Consider the following 16,270-nt stretch of genomic DNA (forward strand, 5'->3'; position numbering starts at 1 on the left):
TCACCAAGCAAGCGGTCTTTCGCTGCCCGCACTGCAAAAAGACGCTGGAAAAAATCAAGGAACGCAAAGAATACAACATCTATAAGTGCAAGAACAACGATTGCCCGTTTTACCGGGCCAACCTTCGACGGATGACGAAGAAGGAGCGCCAACGTTTCAAACAGGATCCTCAAGCCTTCAAGGTGCGGTATTGGTTTCGAGAGTTCTTGTTTGACTTTCTACCGTTGGCTTCCTCGTCACCCATCAAGCCGAAGGTCGATTTGTCCCGGCTGGCTGTGTCGCCGCACATTCTGGGGCTGGTGTTGACGTACCATGTCAACTTTGGAATGTCTTCCCGCATGACGGCAGCCGCCATGAAGGATATCCACGGCGTGTCGATCTCCCATCAGACGGTGCTCAACTACGCCAACAGCGCCGCGCTTTGGATCAAGCCCTTTGTCGACCGATTCCCGTACGAGCTGTCCGGATCGTTCTGCGGAGACGAGACGTATATTCGCGTCAAAGGGCGCTGGCATTACATGTTCTTTCTATTCGATGCCGTCAAAAAGATCGTGCTGTCGTATCGCGTCTCGCCCAATCGGGACACGCTCTCGGCCATCAAGGCCATCAATGATGTCTTGCGGAAGCGGCCATCCATCCCGGACGACTTGTCGTTCGTCGTCGACGGCAATCCCATTTACCTGCTGGCGCAGCACTTCTTCGCCCATCACGGGATTTCGTTTGACATCCGCCAGGTGATCGGGCTGGCCCATGAGGACCCGGTGTCCGAAGAGTTCCGTCCACTCAAGCCAATCATCGAGCGATTCAACCGGACCTTTAAAGGCAACTGCCGCCCGACCCATGGGTTCGGCGCGGAAGAGGGCTCGGTGTCCTTTGTGACGCTGTTTGTGGCGTATTTCAACTTTCTGCGCCCGCATAGCGCGCTCGAAGGCCGGGTCCCGGTCGTCATTCCGGAGCTCGCCGAGCTGCCGCATATGCCGGCCCGGTGGACGAAGTTCATCGCCATGGCACAAGCGTTTCTCCAACAAGAGGCGGCCTAACTTTTTTTGTCCCCGTCGCCCTTGACAACCCTTTCGCACCTTTGTGGCGGGTGTTGGCCAAGGACGAATCCGGCTCCCCACATGCCTCACGATGCTCGATGGGATGGTCTGTGTGGGTTTTTCATAGAACTTTTGACGCTACCTCAGTCCCTTACCAAGTACACGTTATGGTAAACAAACTATATATTTACAATTAAAATCTTACTGGAAATAAAAAAAAAAAAGGAACTTTATTACCATATCAAAAATAGGTATTTATTCATAAAAATCAATAAATTCATTTTCTTCTATTCTTTTCATGCCGAAAAAACCATTGAAAAACGAGCACGGCATCCGAGCCGGCAGCATGTCATCGGCATGACAAGATCCCTCTAATGGCAAAGTAATTAAGGCCTGCGATCTGTTTCCATCCATCACCGGCCTTCTCGCGGCGCGAAGCTATCCAAGACTTTTTTCTTTCCCGTCCATCTGCGCCCAATCCTTCGCTGCCTTCACGAATTGCCGTTTTCATCCATCGGCTGCCGAGCCCCGATTTCCGCCGGGGTGCGCAAGTCATACCCTTCGTCGTTTTGGCTCGTGTGAATCAGATCCTCATGGGCTCCCATCTTGCTGGCCTGCTTTACTTCCTTTTCCGGCATGACATGTTCCATAGAGCAGCGATCCTCCTCGTCCATGCGGCCGCGATGACAGCCGCCGTTTTGTCTAGTTTGCTCCTCCATCCGTCAATTATATGATTTCCGTCCCCGCCTCCCGCCTTCTCATAAAAAAGTATTGACAGTCAAATGATCATTCAGTACGATTTTGTTAACAACAAGAGAAAAGGGGGTTTACATATGAATCGCCAACGTCCTGCTTTTCGGGCCCTCGACATCACCTTTGTCGCTATGTTTGTCGCCCTCATGGCCATCGGGGCGAACATTACGTCGTGGGCGCCGTTTTTGGTCGTCGGCGGTGTTCCCATTACACTGCAGACGTTTTTCTGCGTCTTGGCCGGAGCGGTGCTCGGGCGGCGGCTCGGTGCGGTGGCGATGATTGTGTACATGCTCGTCGGCCTCGCCGGCGTACCGGTGTTTGCCAAATTCAGCGGCGGACTATCGATGATTTTCCAACCGACATTTGGCTTCATTCTTTCGTTTATCGTTGCCGCTTATGCGACCGGATGGGTCATCAACCGCGGCCCGCAGCCGGCGTCAAAAGCTCGTTTCGTCACCGCCGCCTTGGTCGGCATGGTCGTCAACTATGTCATCGGCACGAACTGGATGTACATGGCGTACAAACTATGGGCGGAGGCGCCCGAAGGACTTTCGTACGGCATGGTGTGGGGCTGGATGCTGGTTCCGCTGCCAAAAGACATTTTGCTATCGATCGCAGCCGGCTTGATCGCCCCGAGGATTTGCCGGGCGATCGGACGCTCGTCGGCCGCGGACCGTTCGGCGGCCTAAACACGAAAAGAGTCTGACCCAAAAGGGAAATTTTCCTTAAACAAAACACAACATAGGAAAAACAATAAGAAAGGGTGTCCCGATCTGTTGGGACACCCTCTTTCATTTGTTAGAAAAATAAACGGAGAACCTGGTACACAAACCCCGCAATCAACGCTGACACCGGCAAGGTGATGATCCATGTCAGCACAATGCGGCGGGCGACGCCCCATTTGACGCCTTTCACCCGTTGGGCGGCGCCGACCCCCATGATGGCCGAGGAAATGACGTGCGTCGTACTGACTGGCAAATGCAACAACGTGGCGGAAAAAATGACGAGCGCCGAGGATAAGTCCGCTGCCGCCCCATTGACAGGGCGGATTTTCATAATTTTTCCACCGACCGTTTTGATGATCTTCCATCCGCCGACAGCCGTCCCCAAGCCCATGGCTAAGGCGGCAGAAATGCGCACCCATTCCGGCACGACATCTGAGTGGTGCATTTCGGCAGCGATCAGCGCCATCGTAATGATGCCCATCGTTTTTTGGGCGTCATTCGTTCCATGCGTATACGCCTGCAATGCAGCCGTTACAACTTGAAATAGACGAAACCCTTTGGTTGTTCTTGTTAAATTGGCGTCTTTAAATAAGAAACGAAACAAACTCATAATGACAAACCCAACACCCATCGCCAAAAATGGAGAAATAATCAATGATTCCAAAATTTTAAGAAAACCTTGGTAGTGGATTACATCCCAGCCAGCGGCGGAAATGGCTGCCCCAGCGACCGAACCGATGAGTGCATGCGACGAGCTGCTCGGAATGCCATAATACCACGTAATTAAGTTCCAGGCAATGGCAGCAACCAGCGCTGCCAAAATGACGAGAGAACCGTTCTCAAGGGTGAATGGATCGACAATGTCTTTCGTAATCGTTTTCGCGACACCGGTGAAGGTGAGCGCGCCGATAAAGTTCATCGTTGCAGCCAAAATAATGGCTTGGCGCGGCGTGAGCGCTCTCGTCGACACCGACGTCGCAATGGCGTTCGCGGTATCGTGGAACCCGTTAATAAAGTCAAACGCCAACGCGAAAACCACAATGAATATCGTCAAGACTAAAATCATATCCATAAAAACAACGTCCCCTTTTACGCGTTGCGCATAATGATCGTCTCGAGCGTATTCGCGACATCTTCACAGCTGTCAGCAATCTCTTCCAACATTTCGTAAAGCTCTTTGTATTGGATGAGCTTAATCGGGTCTTTTTGCGTCACAAACAAGTTTTTGATCGAAGCGCGCAAAATTTCGTCGCATTTCGTTTCGTAATCCTTGATTTTAATGGCGTGCTGGCGCATGTCAAGCAACTTTTTGTGCGACAGCAGTTCGAGCGCATGAACGATTTCGATCGTGCTTTGGTAAATATAGTCGAAGAACTTCACCATATGTTCGTCAATGTCCGTGAATGAGAACATTTCAAACCGGGCGGAGCATTGTTCAAGCCCGTCAAGCACATCATCCATTTTCATCGCCAGCTGATGGATGTCCTCCCGTTCAATCGGCGTAATGAACGTTTTGTTCAATTGGACGACAAGCTCATGGATGAACGAATCGCCTTTCCGTTCATACTCTTTCATGACGCGGGCGAATTCTTTCAAGTCGCTCACGCCTCGGATTTTATACTCAACAAAGTATTGGGCTGCTTCCTTGACATTTTCCGAAATCTTAAACAACATGTCGAAGAAAACGTCCTTTTTTGGGGAAAAGATCATTGAGGCCACCCTCCATCTCAGAAATCGAAAATCACCGATACTTATTGTAGTAATTTACACAGCATTTACAATAAGACAATCAAAAATTTTACACAAAATTTACATTACCTTTACATTTTGTTCGCTTTTCCTGCCCATGTATTATGTAGCGTGCCAAACAAAAGCCGAAGCTATGCACATTTGCTTCGGCTTTCCCATTCGACATCGCGCGGCCGCCGGCTCAGCCCGTCCTGCTTGAATTAGGCGATCGCAGCGCCGCTTGCGTCTTGCTTATTCAAACCGTTCAACAAACGCGGTGAGCGTCCGCACCATGACACCCGTCGCCCCAGCCGGGCCGAGGTCGCCATCTTTCTTTGCAGTCGCCGTGCCGGCAATGTCCAAATGCACCCACGGGGTGTCTTCGGCAAACTCGCCAATAAACGCCCCGCCCATAATGGCGTGCCCTTCGCGCCCCGGAGAGTTGTTCAAATCGGCGATTTTGCTGCTTCGCACCCGCTCGCGGTCGTGTTCGGTGATCGGCAGCCGCCAAATGAACTCCCCGGTTTCCATCGATGCTTCCAGCAGCTGCTCAAACAGCGCCTCGTTGTTCGTCATCGCCCCTGTTTTGTCCGTGCCAAGGGCGACGATCACTCCGCCTGTCAGCGTGGCGACATCGATGATATAGCTGGCGCCGTGCTGTTTCGCATAAGTCACCGCATCGGCCAAAATGAGCCGTCCTTCAGCGTCCGTGTTGCGGACTTCGATCGTTTTTCCGGACAGCGATGTGATGACATCATCCGGTTTGAACGCCTCGCCGCTGATCATATTGTCAGTCGCCGGGATGACGGCGAGCACGTTTTGTTCCGGCCGCAGTTCGCCGATCGCTTCCATCGCCCCGAGCACCGCCGCCGCGCCGGCCATATCCGTTTTCATATCAACCATGCTGTCGCGCGGCTTCAGGCAGTAGCCGCCTGTGTCGAACGTCACCCCTTTGCCGACGAGGGCGATCACGTCTTCCCATTTTTCTTTCCCTTGATATTTCAACACGATCAATTTCGGCGGCTGCTTCGACCCTTGGTTGACCGCGAGCAGCGCTCCCATGCCGAGCCGCTCCATGTCTTCTTTCTCCAAAATTTCATAGTCAAAATCGTATCGGTCAGCGAGCTTTACGGCATAATCCGCCAAATCGGACGCCGTCAGCAAATTCCCCGGCGTGTTGACGAGCGTGCGCGCCGAGTTCGTCGCCTTCCCGTACACCGAACCGACGAACAAGCTCGCCTCGATGTCCGCTGCGTCCGCCCCCGTATAAACGGTGAGCGATTTCATCTCATAGTCCCGCTCTCGCCTGTTTTGCTTGTATCCCGGGAACTCATACGTCGCCAAATAATACGCTTCGGCAAGCGCATGCGCGGCTTCGTTTTCGTCGACGTCCCCGGCCGTAAACGTGTCAAGCGCGACCGCCGCTTTCGTCCGCTTCGCCTGCTTCAACGCGCGAAACAGCTTGCCGAACACCTCGCGCAGCCGCGCAAACGTCAGCTCCTCTTTTTTGCCGAGCCCGACAAAATAGAGTCGTTTCGCCCCGGCCGGCAAAAGCGGGTGAATCACGGCGATGCTCCCCCGTTTCGCGGAAATGTCGCCTTCCTTCCACAGTCCGGACAGCTGTCCGCCAAGGCGGGCGTCATACTCGCCAGCAAGGCCGGCAAACGGCTGCCCCCCTTCAAACAAGCCGATGACCAACGCTTCCTCGTTCGTTTCGACAGACAGCAATGGCTTTACCGTAAACATCGTCTCATCCCTTTCCATGTTGATTCATTCCCACCTTCATTATAGCGAAGCAAAGCGATTCTTTCGACTATCTAACTTTTCTCTCCTTGCGTTCATGCAAAAAAATCAGCTGAAACGGACAGGAAATCACGCAGGGCAAGGCGAATCCGTAATCATCACGATGATTTAGAAAGGACCGACGCTGATGAGAATCGTTTCCCTTTGTCCAAGCAACACCGAACTGCTTGCCTATCTCGGCCGCCTTGGCGATGTCGCCGCCGTCGACGATTCGTCCGACTGGCCGCCCAAGGTGAAGCAGCTGCCAAACGTCGGGCCGGATTTGCACATTGATATGGACCGCGTCGAGGCGCTCAAGCCTGACCTGGTCGTCGCCTCTTTAAGCGTGCCCGGCATGGAGCGCAACGTCGAGGAACTCAAACGGCGCGGGCTCCCGCATCTCGTGCTGGCGCCGAATTCGCTTGAGGACATCGCCAACGATCTCCTTCAGCTCGGCGAGGCGCTTGGCGAAACGAAAAAAGCGGCCGACCTCGTCCGCCGCTACCGCGCATTTCTCAGCGAATACCGCGAGCGGGCCGCAACGGTGGCGGAGCCGGCTCGCCTCTATTGGGAATGGTGGCCGCGGCCGATTTTCACGCCGGGCGGGGCAAACTGGCTGAGCGAACTAAGCGAACTCGCCGGCGGGCGCAACGTGTTCGCCGACCTTCCAGAAGCGAGCGTCCAGACGGAATGGGAAGACGTCGTCGCCCGCAACCCGTCGCACGTGCTGCTCGTTTGGGTCGGCGTGCAGACGAAAAACATGAACGCCAACGCCGTTATCGCGCGCCCGCACGCCGACAAGACTGAGGCGGTCCGTGCCGGGCGCATCCACGTGTTGGAAGAAGCGCTCTATTGCCGGCCGTCGCCGCGCCTTTTAGTCGGATTAAAAAAATTGGCGCCGCTTTTGCATCCGGCGCTGTTTCCTCCCGCTGACGGCAGCGACCCGCTTCTTGGCGGCTGACGGGCGGGAGCCCTTTTTCAGCTTTTCGATTCCAAATATTGCTGCCGGAACACTTGCATCGTTTCATCCTCGTTCAACCGCGTCAATTCTTCCTCCGACAGCTTGCCATCCCCTTTTTGGATAACGTAAACTTGCACTTTCCTTTTTCCCCAATATTTATAGACATCTTCGACCGTTTCATAATATAAGTCAATGCGATGGCCTTTGATCGCCCCGCCTTTGTCGGCCACAACGCCGAACCCGTACCCGGGGATGAACAAAATCGTGCCGATCGGAAAGATGGACAAATCGGCGGCGATCGTCGAGTAAAGATCGCGCTTCACGCGCACGCCGGAGTACGTAATGCCATACTCCGGATGATCGGGCGTTTTCCCGGTTGATTCGACCCCAGCCGTATAGCCGGTCGCCACCACTTCGACAGACGGGTATTTCGACCAGTCAAACTGATCCTCAAGCCGCGGGGCGGAGCGACTGCCGCTTTTCGGGCGGCCGTTTGTCCCGCCACTCGGCTCATGCTCGACCAATAATGCGCTCGACAAGGAGCGGAGAACCGTTTCCGCCTCGACTCCGGAAACAGACTGGAACGTCGCGGTGAGCGCCAGGAAAAACAACACCGTCATCGCGGTCCGGCGTGCAAACTGCCTGAACCTATCCAATGATCTCAACTCCTCTCACACCTCTATTTATCTCCAACCAAAATCGAAATATTCATTGCAACGGCGGGCCAATCGAAAAAACGCATGACACCGGACTCCAAGCGCCTGTTCCGCGGCGCCCTCCGGCATCGCCGCAACATGAAAAAACGCCGCCGCAGACACGGTGGCGCGCAAAAATAAAAAACGCCCCCGCTTGCGCGGAGACGCCTGAACACCTTTGATACCCTTTCGCGAAAAATACAACCGATCGGGCAGCATGATCGATCCGAAATGTCTTAGAACATTTGATAGCCTTTCGCCCGCAGCGTGCGGATCGCCCAGCCGGCGCAAAGGGCGCCGGCAAAGCCGCTCGCCAAAATCAACAAATCAGCCGTTGCCAGCGAGGCGATTTTCTGGCCGAGCGCCGAAAACGAGGCGGCCGGATCGGTCAAATACTGCGTCCATGGCACGTCGTCAATAATGAACACCGCAATGACCGGAAAGCAAACAGCCATGATCCATGTCATGCGCAACAACATATTTAACAAAAATCCGATGCCGAAAAATAAGACGAAAAATAAAAGCATCGAAATGAGTACAACCGGCAAACTCATTTGCATCCGCCCTTCCCTCCCTTACACCCTTTTTCAGTGTACTGGATGGGCGGATGACAAGTCAATGCTCATCGTCGTCTTCCGTCTCGCTTCCCGTCCCTTGGCAGCCGTAGCACGTTTCCGATCCGCCGAGCAAAAGCTGGACGTATCCGTGGCCACCGCAGTACACGCAATCGGTGGTCGTCGCCGTTTGTGCCATTCTTCTTCCCCTCCACTTCTTTTTTGTTAATATATCGAAATTTTCTGTAAAAACAAACGGCGATTCTTCTCTGTTTTCGTTCATGTAAGCGAATACATCAGCGCCTCGCTTTCATTTTCTCCATTATTCTTATGATTTTGACGATTTTAAGTAAAGGCGGTACTTCGTGTACCCAAACGGATCACCCGGGTTCAGCCCGTTATGCGGGGGAAGGGAGACGAGCGGCTCAAGCGCCAATAAATAGCGAAGCAGCCCGGACGTGTCCGGGTCGTCGCGGAGCGCCGCCTTGCTTAAAAAAGCAGCGGCCGACAATTCGCCCGCCTGCACGGTAATGGCGTCCGACAATGGGCGGAGAAGAAACATCGCCAAATTGTCGCTGATCTCTCCGTCGATGACCCCGGTGCGCAAACCGAGAAACGCGACCGGCTCGGCGTCGATTCCCGTCTCCTCTTTCACTTCGCGGACGGCCGCCTCGTCAAGCATCTCCCCCGGCTTGACGAATCCAGCCGGCAGCGACCATTTGCCTTTCAGCCCGCTGTAGGCTTTCTTGACGACAAGCCATTCGCCCGCTTCGTTGATCACAAGCCCGGCCGAGGCAATCCATACGTTTCCGCGTTTGTGGTCCATCATCCTCATCCTTTTCCCATCGTTGTCCCTGTTTGTATTTCGACAAGAAAGCAGCCGTTCCCTGTCAGCCGCCATATAAAAAAGAGCCGGCCCGAACGGAAACATCCATGAGAAAAGGCGCCCCTGGCGATGGGAGCGCCCTCTTTTGGCCTTCATCAGAAAAACTTGAATTTCCCTTTTTTCATGACGAGCGATACGCCGCCGATCAAATACAAAGCGCGGTTGTCGACGACTTTTTTCATGAAGCTCGCTTTCGTTCCCCACAACTTTTTGCCGAACACAACGCCGATCGCATCGTCATGGCCGAGCGAGCAAACCGTCCCTTTAATATCCGGCTTAAACGGCTCCAGCTCCCCTTGTCCACGGATGAGCACCGCCAAGTTTTTCGCGCACAGCTGGCCTTCTTGCATGGCGATTTGCGCCGTCGGCGGATACGGGCGGTTCGTTTCTTCATCAATGACGAGCGAACAGTCGCCGACGACGAAAATGTCTTCATGCCCCGGGACACGCAAGTACGGGTCCACTTTAATGCGCGCCCGCGCCGCTTCAAACCCAGATTCCTCGATGACGCGGCTGCCGCGCACGCCGGCCGCCCACACGACCGTGCCGGCTTTAATTTCCTCGACATCATCACCTTTCGCGACAATGATGCCATCCGACGTGCACTCTTTAATGGCGGTGCCGATTTTAAACTCCACTCCTTTGCGCTCGAGCTGGCTCACCGCGTATTCGACAAGCTCCGGATCGAAGCCCGGCAGCGCGGTCGGCGCCGCTTCGACGCAAATGATGCGCACTTTGTGCGGATCGACGTCATATTCGCGGCACAGCTCCGGAATGCGGTTGACGAGCTCGCCCAAAAACTCGATGCCGGTGAACCCGGCCCCGCCGACCACGATCGTCAGCCGCTCGTCTTTCTTTTCCTCTTCCGTGTTGTACGTCGCAAACTGGTACTCGATATGCTCGCGGATTTGCCGCGCCGCGTTGATGTTGGCGATCGAGAACGCGTACTCTTTCAGCCCTTTGATGCCGAACGTCTCCGATTCGAATCCGAGGGCGATGACGAGATAATCGTACGTCAGCTCGCCATTTTCAAGCAGCACTTTCTTTTCGCCCGGCACGATTTTCGTCACCGTATCTTGGACGAATTTCACCTTGCTGCGATCAATGACGTCGCGGATCGGATAGCGGACGCGGTCATGGTGCAACGTGCCGGCCGACGCTTCATGGAGCCATGTCGTTTCATAATGGTAGTCGTGTTTGTTGACAAGCGTAATGTTCGCCTCGTTCACCCCGACAAGTTTTTGCAGGCGGACGGTCGTCATGAGCCCGCCATAGCCAGCCCCTAAAATGACAACGTTTGGTTTTCTCACTTGAATCACTTCCACCCTTTTTAATTTTTTCCCACACGTTTCTTATAGCTTTTGCTGCGGCCCCCATTTTTATTGAGCGAAGTTTGTGAAAGTATTCACGTTAACCTTCAAAAAAATGTTGACAGATTGTCACAAAAAATTAACAATCTATCCACAACCATATTAGTTCTTTTTTTGCCTCTTTTCAAGCCCTTTTTTTCCGCCGGCCCGGCAAAAATTCGCCGTTATAACGGCGCGCATTTATGGTAAGATAAACTTGTAATGCCCTTATTTATTTATATGCGGGGAGGAATGTCGGTGAAAGAGGATCGGAATCTTTATGACGTCACGATCATCGGCGGCGGGCCGACCGGGATGTTTGCCGCGTTTTACGGCGGCTTGCGGCAAATGAAAGTGAAAATTATCGAAAGCCTTCCACAGCTTGGAGGGCAGCTGGCTGCGTTGTATCCGGAAAAATACATATACGATGTCGCCGGGTTTCCGAAAGTGCGCGCCCAAGAGCTTGTCAACCAGCTGAAAGAGCAGATGGACCTATTTTCGCCGACCGTCTGCCTGAACGAGTCGGTCGACACGCTCGAAAAGCAGGGGGACGGAACGTTTAAACTCGTCACCAATCAACAAATCCATTATTCGAAAACGATCATCATCACCGCCGGAAACGGCGCCTTTCAGCCGCGTCGGCTCGAAATCGAAAGCGCTTCCCACTATGAAGGAAAAAACTTACATTACTTCATCAACGACTTGGGGCAGTTTTCCGGAAAGCGCGTGCTCGTCTGCGGCGGCGGCGATTCGGCCGTCGACTGGTCGCTCATGCTCGAACCGATCGCCGAAAGCGTCATGATTGTGCATCGCCGTGACAAATTCCGCGCCCATGAACATAGCGTCGAACAGTTGATGAAGTCAAGCGTGCACGTGAAAACGCCGTTTGTGCCGGTCGAGCTCATCGGCGATGACCAAGGCATCCGCCAGGTCGTCCTCGAGCATGTGAAAGAAGGCGCGAAAGAAACGGTCGATGTCGATGCCGTCGTGGTCAACTACGGCTTTATTTCGTCGCTCGGCCCGATCAAAAACTGGGGGCTTGACATCGAAAAAAATACGATCAAAGTCAACTCGCGCATGGAAACGAACATCCCCGGCGTGTATGCGGCCGGCGACATTTGCACATACGACGGCAAAATCAAGCTGATCGCTTGCGGCTTCGGTGAAGCGCCGATCGCCATCAGCAGCGCGAAAACGTACATCGACCCGACGGCGCGGATGCAGCCGGCGCACTCCACGTCGCTCTTTTAAGCGGCAAAAAAGCGGCGACCGCCGAAACGGATTCGCCTATAACACGAACGAAAAACAGTACTTGCCAAAACAACAGCCCGACGGAACCAGAATGTTTGACGCAAAAAAAAACGCGCCCTGCCAAATCGGGCGGAAACCGCCGCCCGGTCGCAGCAGGGCGCGTTTTTCATTGCGCTATTCTTTCGCGGCCGCCGTATCCAGCCGCTCTGTTTGCTCCAAAAGCGCTGCCAGTTCCTCATTTTTCTTTTCCGCCGCCTTCAACCGCCGCTGCAAGCTGAACAAGCGCACCCAACCAAGCATGCCGACAACGAGACCGCCAACAATCGCCGACCCGAAAATGACGACAATGAGCGGCAGGCGGGTTTCACCGGCCAAATAATGGATCGTCACTTGCTCGACATTGGCCACTGCCATAAGGGCGATGACAAGCGCCAACACGAGCGCCAGCAACAAATTCAACTGCCCTTTCATCGGCGCTCCCCCCTTCCTTTGACGGCCGTCTGGAAACGGCCTCCGGCGACGGGCGGCTTCAGCCATTCACTCGGCATTGCCCCGGTGCGCCGGGGACGATTGATACGTTGAACAGCGCATTTCATGCCATTCGGCTAACATTGCTCCGGCGTGCCGGCATTGGTCGCTGTGCGGAACGAGGAGCCGCAGCCGCATGTCGCAATGGCGTTCGGATTGTTGATCGTAAACCCGCCGCCAAGCAGCGACTGTTTATAGTCGATGACCGTTCCGCGCAAAATCGGCGCGCTGTCGCGGTCCACCAAAATTTTGATGCCGTGCTGCTCAAATTCGATGTCATCCTCACGCCGCTCATGGTCAAAGCCCATGCCGTACGACAACCCGCTGCAGCCGCCGCCATGGACGCCGACGCGCAGGTAGGCGTGCTCTTCTTCCTGCTCCTTCATCATGTCCTTAATTTGAAACGCCGCCGCTTCGGTCAGCGTCACGATCGCTTCCGCCATTGGACTCTCTCCTTTCCATGTTCTCGTCTTTCCAACCGGTCTCGTTTTGCCTCTTTTTTCTCTTTGCTTATAGTATACCGCTTTCCCATCCGGGTGCTCAACCGTTCTGCCCGGTTTCGTAAAAATACACGCCAGTGCACACGGTCTCCGCCGGACCGGTCATGCGCACGCGCCCGTCGTGCCCCCATACGATCGTTAAATCGCCGCCGGCCAAATGGACGACCGTTTCCTCCCCGCGCGCCGTTTTGCTGTTTAACACGGAAGCGACGACCGCCGCGCACGCTCCGGTCCCGCACGCCTGCGTCACGCCGGAGCCGCGCTCCCAGACGCGGAAATGAAGCTCGCGTTCATTGACGACTTCGACAAACTCGACGTTCACCCCTTCCGGAAAGCGCGGATCTTTCTCGACAAGCGGGCCGAGCGTCGTCACCGGCGCTTCGTCAATGTCCTCGACATAAAAAATGACGTGCGGGTTGCCCATCGAAACGGCGGTAATCGTATATTCGCGCCCGTTTACCACAAACGGCTCGGCGACCACCTGCTCCGCTTCCGGCCCAGCCATCGGAATAGCGCTCCGCGCGAGGCGCGGTTCGCCCATATCGACGGTCACGCTCGCTACCTTGCCGTTTTGGACAGCGACTTCCGCCTCGACAAGCCCGGAGAGCGTTTCAATCAAAAACGAGCGGCCGCGGACGAGGCCGTGCTCATACGCATATTTTGCCACGCAGCGCAAGCCGTTCCCGCAGTTTTTCCCTTCCGAGCCGTCGCTGTTAAAGATGCGCATTTTCACCGGCGCCTCATCGGACGGGCAAATGAGGATCAAGCCATCCGAACCGATGCCGGTGTTGACATCCGACACGCGGCGGGCGATCGCCGGCAACTCGTCTTCCGGCAACGTTTCCCGAAACAAATCGACGTAAATATAACTATTTCCTAACCCATGCATTTTCGTAAACGAAAACGATCGCACGATATGCCCTCCCGAAAAATTTTTCACCTTTTGCGTATATTAAATCCTTTGTGTGGACAAAATGGGAATATCCCCCGTTTTTTCATATACATTGAAGAGGATGCCGCTTGCAGGCATCCTCCTTTTTTCAGTCAAAACATCGGATTTTCTTCCAAATGTTTATAAATATTTTCCACCAACTGCTCCGGCGTTTCGCCGCTGACAAACTCGCCGTTGACGAGCGCAAACAGCGTTTCCGCGCAGCGTGTGCAATAGCTTAAGCAACTGTATTCAATGATGTCCAAGTTCGGATCCTTTTCCAACATTTCCATTGCTTTGTACGACCCGCTAGCTAAGTTGCTGATGCAAAATTCGATGATTGGCAACATCATGCGCATGTTCACCTTCCTGCTTCCCATCGTAGCCGTTTTGCGGCGCGGCGTCAACGGACATGCTCACGAGAAGGGCGCGGAAAAAGAGCGTCCCTCCAGTTTGAGAAAATCAAAAGCGCTGGCGCAAGGTTTCTCAAGTTGAGAAAAGGGGCAAGCGACGGCATGACGCTGAACGCACGACGCCGACCGCCGACAGGGAAGCCGCCATGCCGCTTCGGTTGAGCGCTCTCAGCGCCAAACGATGCGGTTTGTCAGCTTATGCGCCTCCGAGGCGGCGTCCAGAAAAATTGTTGTTCTTTTGTCACAATTTCGCTATACTTTTTTATGGCATTGGCGGCTTACGAAACTGGACAAAAGGGGATTTTTTGACATGAGACAACTTGTACTGCTTGGTGGAGGATACGGCAATATGCGCATTTTGCAGCGCCTCCTCCCGGATGCATTGCCGAACGACATTCATATTATCCTCATTGACCGCGTTCCGTACCATTGTTTAAAAACGGAATATTACGCCTTGGCCGCGGGAACGGTCAGCGACCATCACATCCGCGTCCCGTTTCCGGAACATCCGCAGCTTGTATACCAATTCGGCGAAGTCGTCTCGATTGATCTCGACCAGCAGCTCGTCCATTTAAAGGATGGGAGCAGCGTCCGCTACGATGATGTCGTGATCGGATTGGGCTGCGAAGACAAATACCACGGGGTGCCGGGCGCTGACGTCTACACGTACAGCATTCAGTCGATCGACAAAGCGCGCGCCGCGTATGAGGCGCTGAACAACTTGCCGCCAAAAGCGACGGTCGGCGTCGTCGGTGCGGGGTTGAGCGGCGTCGAGCTGGCGAGCGAACTGGCGGAAAGCCGCCCCGACTTGCACATTAAGCTGTTTGACCGCGGCGAACGCATTTTGCCGATGTTCCCAAAGCGGCTAAGCGATTATGTGGAAGGCTGGTTCATCGATCATCAAGTGGAAATCGTCCGCCATTCGAACGTCACAAAAGTCGAGCCGGGCGTCCTGTACAATCATGACGAGCCGGTCGCGTGCGATGTCATCGTCTGGACGGCCGGCATTCAGCCGAACCGCGTCGTCCGCGCACTGAACGTTGAAAAAGATAAACAAGGCCGCGTCGTCTTGACGAAGCAGCATCACATCCCCGGCTATGAAAACGCCTACGTCGTCGGCGACTGTGCAAGCCTGCCGCATTCGCCAAGCGCCCAGCTCGCCGAAGCGCAGGCGGAGCAAATCGTCCAAGTGCTGCAAAAACGATGGAACGGCGAAGAGCCGCCGAGCGAATTCCCGCCGATCAAGCTGAAAGGCATTCTCGGCTCACTCGGCAAAAAACACGGCTTCGGCCTCGTCGCGGACCGCCCGCTCACCGGACGCGTGCCGCGCCTGTTAAAGTCGGGCATCTTGTGGATGTACAAGTACCATCATGGGTATTAACCTGCTGAGCAGGCGGCCGCTTTGGCTTCCTGTTCATTCACGCCAACAAAAGCGGCGGGGGACTCCCCGCCTCCTCTTTAGATGGCGTTCACCTGCCGCTTACGATGAGCGGTAGCCGTATTTCTCCATTTCCGCATAAATCGACTTCAGCCGCGGATTGCCTTCGGCCACGACTTCCCCTTCCACGACCACGACCGGGTACACCCAATCTTCCTCAACGATCGTCTGCGCCAGTTTCCGCTTTGCCTCATCGTCAGCGGGCGGCGCGAAAATGTCGACGTACGTCATCACAAACGGCTGGTCGGGATATTTGCGGCGCAGCGCGGCCTCGAGCCACTCATACGTTTCCTTCGACGACGGCAGCTGCACGCACGACGGACAAATGATGTCGGCCCCGTACACACAAATTTCAACCGGCTTGAATGTCATCGTTGTCACCCTTTGAGAAAACAAAATTTATCATTAGATTTTTTCCGCTACCATGATTATAATAAAAAATAGGGAAAGGAGTCGATGAAAATGACGGATCAAGAAATCAAAGAACAAGTACAAGAAGTTTTAGATAAACTCCGTCCGTTCCTGCTTCGCGACGGCGGCGACTGCGAACTTGTCGATGTCGAAGACGGCGTTGTCAAACTCCGTCTCCTTGGCGCATGCGGCAGCTGCCCGAGCTCGACGATCACGCTGAAAGCGGGGATCGAACGCGCCTTGTTTGAAGAAGTGCCGGGCGTCGTTGAAGTGGAACAAGTGTTTTAATGAAAAATCCGAACAGCGACCGCTGTTCGGATTTTTT

Annotated in this window: 21 protein-coding genes; 6 read left to right on the top strand and 15 right to left on the bottom strand. The window is 54.4% G+C overall.

What is annotated here, in order from left to right; all coding sequences use genetic code 11:
* Window positions 1-1,040: DDE-type integrase/transposase/recombinase (locus CV945_RS09380; protein WP_100659626.1), on the top strand; the 1,040-nt coding region annotated here is incomplete at its 5' end.
* A gap of 255 nt (window positions 1,041-1,295) precedes the next feature.
* On the opposite strand, the gene CV945_RS17505 is transcribed toward CV945_RS09380, so the two are convergent.
* Both CV945_RS17505 and CV945_RS17235 read right to left on the bottom strand, forming a co-directional pair.
* Complete coding sequence (locus CV945_RS17505; RefSeq protein WP_227412624.1) at window positions 1,296-1,454, bottom strand: hypothetical protein; 159 nt, start codon at window positions 1,452-1,454, stop codon at window positions 1,296-1,298.
* A 77-nt stretch (window positions 1,455-1,531) separates the two neighbouring features.
* Window positions 1,532-1,690 (bottom strand): hypothetical protein, encoded by a 159-nt coding sequence (locus CV945_RS17235; RefSeq protein ID WP_021321792.1) that lies wholly within the window; start codon window positions 1,688-1,690, stop codon window positions 1,532-1,534.
* A gap of 183 nt (window positions 1,691-1,873) precedes the next feature.
* Between CV945_RS17235 and CV945_RS09390 the strand changes: the two genes are divergently transcribed.
* Entirely contained in the window at window positions 1,874-2,482 is a 609-nt protein-coding gene (locus tag CV945_RS09390) for a biotin transporter BioY (RefSeq protein ID WP_100659627.1), read from the top strand.
* A 109-nt stretch (window positions 2,483-2,591) separates the two neighbouring features.
* Here CV945_RS09390 and CV945_RS09395 read toward each other — a convergent pair whose 3' ends face one another.
* From CV945_RS09395 to CV945_RS09405, 3 genes are all read right to left on the bottom strand, one after another.
* Window positions 2,592-3,590, bottom strand: a complete 999-nt coding sequence (locus tag CV945_RS09395) for an inorganic phosphate transporter (protein ID WP_015375716.1) — start codon at window positions 3,588-3,590, stop codon at window positions 2,592-2,594.
* Window positions 3,591-3,607: 17 nt separating this feature from the next.
* Window positions 3,608-4,228 (bottom strand): DUF47 domain-containing protein, encoded by a 621-nt coding sequence (locus CV945_RS09400; RefSeq protein ID WP_033016305.1) that lies wholly within the window; start codon window positions 4,226-4,228, stop codon window positions 3,608-3,610.
* Between the two features lie 270 nt (window positions 4,229-4,498).
* Window positions 4,499-5,992: a leucyl aminopeptidase gene (locus CV945_RS09405; RefSeq protein ID WP_100659646.1), complete on the bottom strand. Its 1,494-nt coding sequence runs from the start codon at window positions 5,990-5,992 to the stop codon at window positions 4,499-4,501.
* A 184-nt stretch (window positions 5,993-6,176) separates the two neighbouring features.
* On the opposite strand from CV945_RS09405, the gene CV945_RS09410 reads away from it, so the two are divergent.
* Complete coding sequence (locus tag CV945_RS09410; protein WP_100659628.1) at window positions 6,177-6,989, top strand: cobalamin-binding protein; 813 nt, start codon at window positions 6,177-6,179, stop codon at window positions 6,987-6,989.
* A 17-nt stretch (window positions 6,990-7,006) separates the two neighbouring features.
* Here the strand turns inward: CV945_RS09410 and CV945_RS09415 are convergent, their stop codons facing one another.
* The 5 genes from CV945_RS09415 to CV945_RS09435 all read right to left on the bottom strand — a co-directional run bounded on the left by CV945_RS09415 (window position 7,007) and on the right by CV945_RS09435 (window position 10,443).
* Window positions 7,007-7,645, bottom strand: coding sequence for a 3D domain-containing protein (locus CV945_RS09415; protein WP_289643211.1), 639 nt, complete (start codon window positions 7,643-7,645; stop codon window positions 7,007-7,009).
* 275 nt (window positions 7,646-7,920) lie between these two features.
* The gene (locus CV945_RS09425) at window positions 7,921-8,244 is read right to left on the bottom strand and encodes a YuiB family protein (protein ID WP_100659629.1); all 324 of its coding nucleotides are present in this window, start codon (window positions 8,242-8,244) and stop codon (window positions 7,921-7,923) included.
* A gap of 55 nt (window positions 8,245-8,299) precedes the next feature.
* Window positions 8,300-8,437: a YuiA family protein gene (locus CV945_RS17240; RefSeq protein WP_158236219.1), complete on the bottom strand. Its 138-nt coding sequence runs from the start codon at window positions 8,435-8,437 to the stop codon at window positions 8,300-8,302.
* A 129-nt stretch (window positions 8,438-8,566) separates the two neighbouring features.
* Complete coding sequence (locus CV945_RS09430) at window positions 8,567-9,064, bottom strand: NUDIX domain-containing protein (protein WP_050368721.1); 498 nt, start codon at window positions 9,062-9,064, stop codon at window positions 8,567-8,569.
* A gap of 155 nt (window positions 9,065-9,219) precedes the next feature.
* Entirely contained in the window at window positions 9,220-10,443 is a 1,224-nt protein-coding gene (locus tag CV945_RS09435) for an NAD(P)/FAD-dependent oxidoreductase (protein ID WP_100659630.1), read from the bottom strand.
* A gap of 282 nt (window positions 10,444-10,725) precedes the next feature.
* Between CV945_RS09435 and CV945_RS09440 the strand changes: the two genes are divergently transcribed.
* Window positions 10,726-11,724 (top strand): NAD(P)/FAD-dependent oxidoreductase, encoded by a 999-nt coding sequence (locus tag CV945_RS09440; RefSeq protein ID WP_198518499.1) that lies wholly within the window; start codon window positions 10,726-10,728, stop codon window positions 11,722-11,724.
* Window positions 11,725-11,898: 174 nt separating this feature from the next.
* Here the strand turns inward: CV945_RS09440 and CV945_RS09445 are convergent, their stop codons facing one another.
* The 4 genes from CV945_RS09445 to CV945_RS09460 all read right to left on the bottom strand — a co-directional run bounded on the left by CV945_RS09445 (window position 11,899) and on the right by CV945_RS09460 (window position 14,036).
* Window positions 11,899-12,195: a LapA family protein gene (locus tag CV945_RS09445; protein ID WP_033010407.1), complete on the bottom strand. Its 297-nt coding sequence runs from the start codon at window positions 12,193-12,195 to the stop codon at window positions 11,899-11,901.
* A gap of 134 nt (window positions 12,196-12,329) precedes the next feature.
* On the bottom strand, window positions 12,330-12,695 hold the full coding sequence (gene erpA, locus CV945_RS09450; RefSeq protein WP_100659632.1) for an iron-sulfur cluster insertion protein ErpA: 366 nt from the start codon (window positions 12,693-12,695) through the stop codon (window positions 12,330-12,332).
* Between the two features lie 97 nt (window positions 12,696-12,792).
* Window positions 12,793-13,665: a diaminopimelate epimerase gene (gene dapF / locus CV945_RS09455; RefSeq protein WP_100659647.1), complete on the bottom strand. Its 873-nt coding sequence runs from the start codon at window positions 13,663-13,665 to the stop codon at window positions 12,793-12,795.
* A 131-nt stretch (window positions 13,666-13,796) separates the two neighbouring features.
* Window positions 13,797-14,036 carry a YuzB family protein gene (locus CV945_RS09460; protein WP_033010405.1) on the bottom strand — a complete coding sequence of 80 codons (240 nt, stop codon included), beginning with the start codon at window positions 14,034-14,036 and terminating at the stop codon, window positions 13,797-13,799.
* 370 nt (window positions 14,037-14,406) lie between these two features.
* On the opposite strand from CV945_RS09460, the gene CV945_RS09465 reads away from it, so the two are divergent.
* Window positions 14,407-15,477, top strand: a complete 1,071-nt coding sequence (locus tag CV945_RS09465) for an NAD(P)/FAD-dependent oxidoreductase (RefSeq protein WP_033010403.1) — start codon at window positions 14,407-14,409, stop codon at window positions 15,475-15,477.
* A 99-nt stretch (window positions 15,478-15,576) separates the two neighbouring features.
* Here CV945_RS09465 and CV945_RS09470 read toward each other — a convergent pair whose 3' ends face one another.
* Window positions 15,577-15,906, bottom strand: coding sequence for a DUF1462 family protein (locus CV945_RS09470; RefSeq protein ID WP_033010402.1), 330 nt, complete (start codon window positions 15,904-15,906; stop codon window positions 15,577-15,579).
* Between the two features lie 84 nt (window positions 15,907-15,990).
* Between CV945_RS09470 and CV945_RS09475 the strand changes: the two genes are divergently transcribed.
* Window positions 15,991-16,233, top strand: a complete 243-nt coding sequence (locus CV945_RS09475) for a NifU family protein (RefSeq protein WP_225995604.1) — start codon at window positions 15,991-15,993, stop codon at window positions 16,231-16,233.
* The last annotated feature ends 37 nt before the right edge of the window (window positions 16,234-16,270 follow it).

Origin of the sequence: Geobacillus sp. Manikaran-105 (assembly GCF_002809955.1) — a bacterium.
GTDB classification, from domain to species: Bacteria; Bacillota; Bacilli; order Bacillales; family Anoxybacillaceae; genus Geobacillus; species Geobacillus thermophilus.

Coding starts and splice junctions, on each gene's coding strand:
- CV945_RS17235 (WP_021321792.1), bottom strand. CDS start 1,690: ATGGAACATGTCATGCCGGAAAAGGAAGTAAAGCAGGCCAGCAAGATG.
- erpA (WP_100659632.1), bottom strand. CDS start 12,695: ATGGCGGAAGCGATCGTGACGCTGACCGAAGCGGCGGCGTTTCAAATT.
- CV945_RS17505 (WP_227412624.1), bottom strand. CDS start 1,454: ATGGATGGAAACAGATCGCAGGCCTTAATTACTTTGCCATTAGAGGGA.
- CV945_RS09390 (WP_100659627.1), top strand. CDS start 1,874: ATGAATCGCCAACGTCCTGCTTTTCGGGCCCTCGACATCACCTTTGTC.
- CV945_RS09425 (WP_100659629.1), bottom strand. CDS start 8,244: ATGCAAATGAGTTTGCCGGTTGTACTCATTTCGATGCTTTTATTTTTC.
- CV945_RS09445 (WP_033010407.1), bottom strand. CDS start 12,195: ATGAAAGGGCAGTTGAATTTGTTGCTGGCGCTCGTGTTGGCGCTTGTC.
- CV945_RS09475 (WP_225995604.1), top strand. CDS start 15,991: ATGAAAATGACGGATCAAGAAATCAAAGAACAAGTACAAGAAGTTTTA.
- CV945_RS09470 (WP_033010402.1), bottom strand. CDS start 15,906: ATGACATTCAAGCCGGTTGAAATTTGTGTGTACGGGGCCGACATCATT.
- CV945_RS09465 (WP_033010403.1), top strand. CDS start 14,407: ATGAGACAACTTGTACTGCTTGGTGGAGGATACGGCAATATGCGCATT.
- CV945_RS09440 (WP_198518499.1), top strand. CDS start 10,726: ATGTCGGTGAAAGAGGATCGGAATCTTTATGACGTCACGATCATCGGC.
- CV945_RS09460 (WP_033010405.1), bottom strand. CDS start 14,036: ATGATGTTGCCAATCATCGAATTTTGCATCAGCAACTTAGCTAGCGGG.
- CV945_RS09400 (WP_033016305.1), bottom strand. CDS start 4,228: ATGATCTTTTCCCCAAAAAAGGACGTTTTCTTCGACATGTTGTTTAAG.
- CV945_RS09410 (WP_100659628.1), top strand. CDS start 6,177: ATGAGAATCGTTTCCCTTTGTCCAAGCAACACCGAACTGCTTGCCTAT.
- CV945_RS09405 (WP_100659646.1), bottom strand. CDS start 5,992: ATGTTTACGGTAAAGCCATTGCTGTCTGTCGAAACGAACGAGGAAGCG.
- CV945_RS09430 (WP_050368721.1), bottom strand. CDS start 9,064: ATGGACCACAAACGCGGAAACGTATGGATTGCCTCGGCCGGGCTTGTG.
- CV945_RS09395 (WP_015375716.1), bottom strand. CDS start 3,590: ATGGATATGATTTTAGTCTTGACGATATTCATTGTGGTTTTCGCGTTG.
- CV945_RS17240 (WP_158236219.1), bottom strand. CDS start 8,437: ATGGCACAAACGGCGACGACCACCGATTGCGTGTACTGCGGTGGCCAC.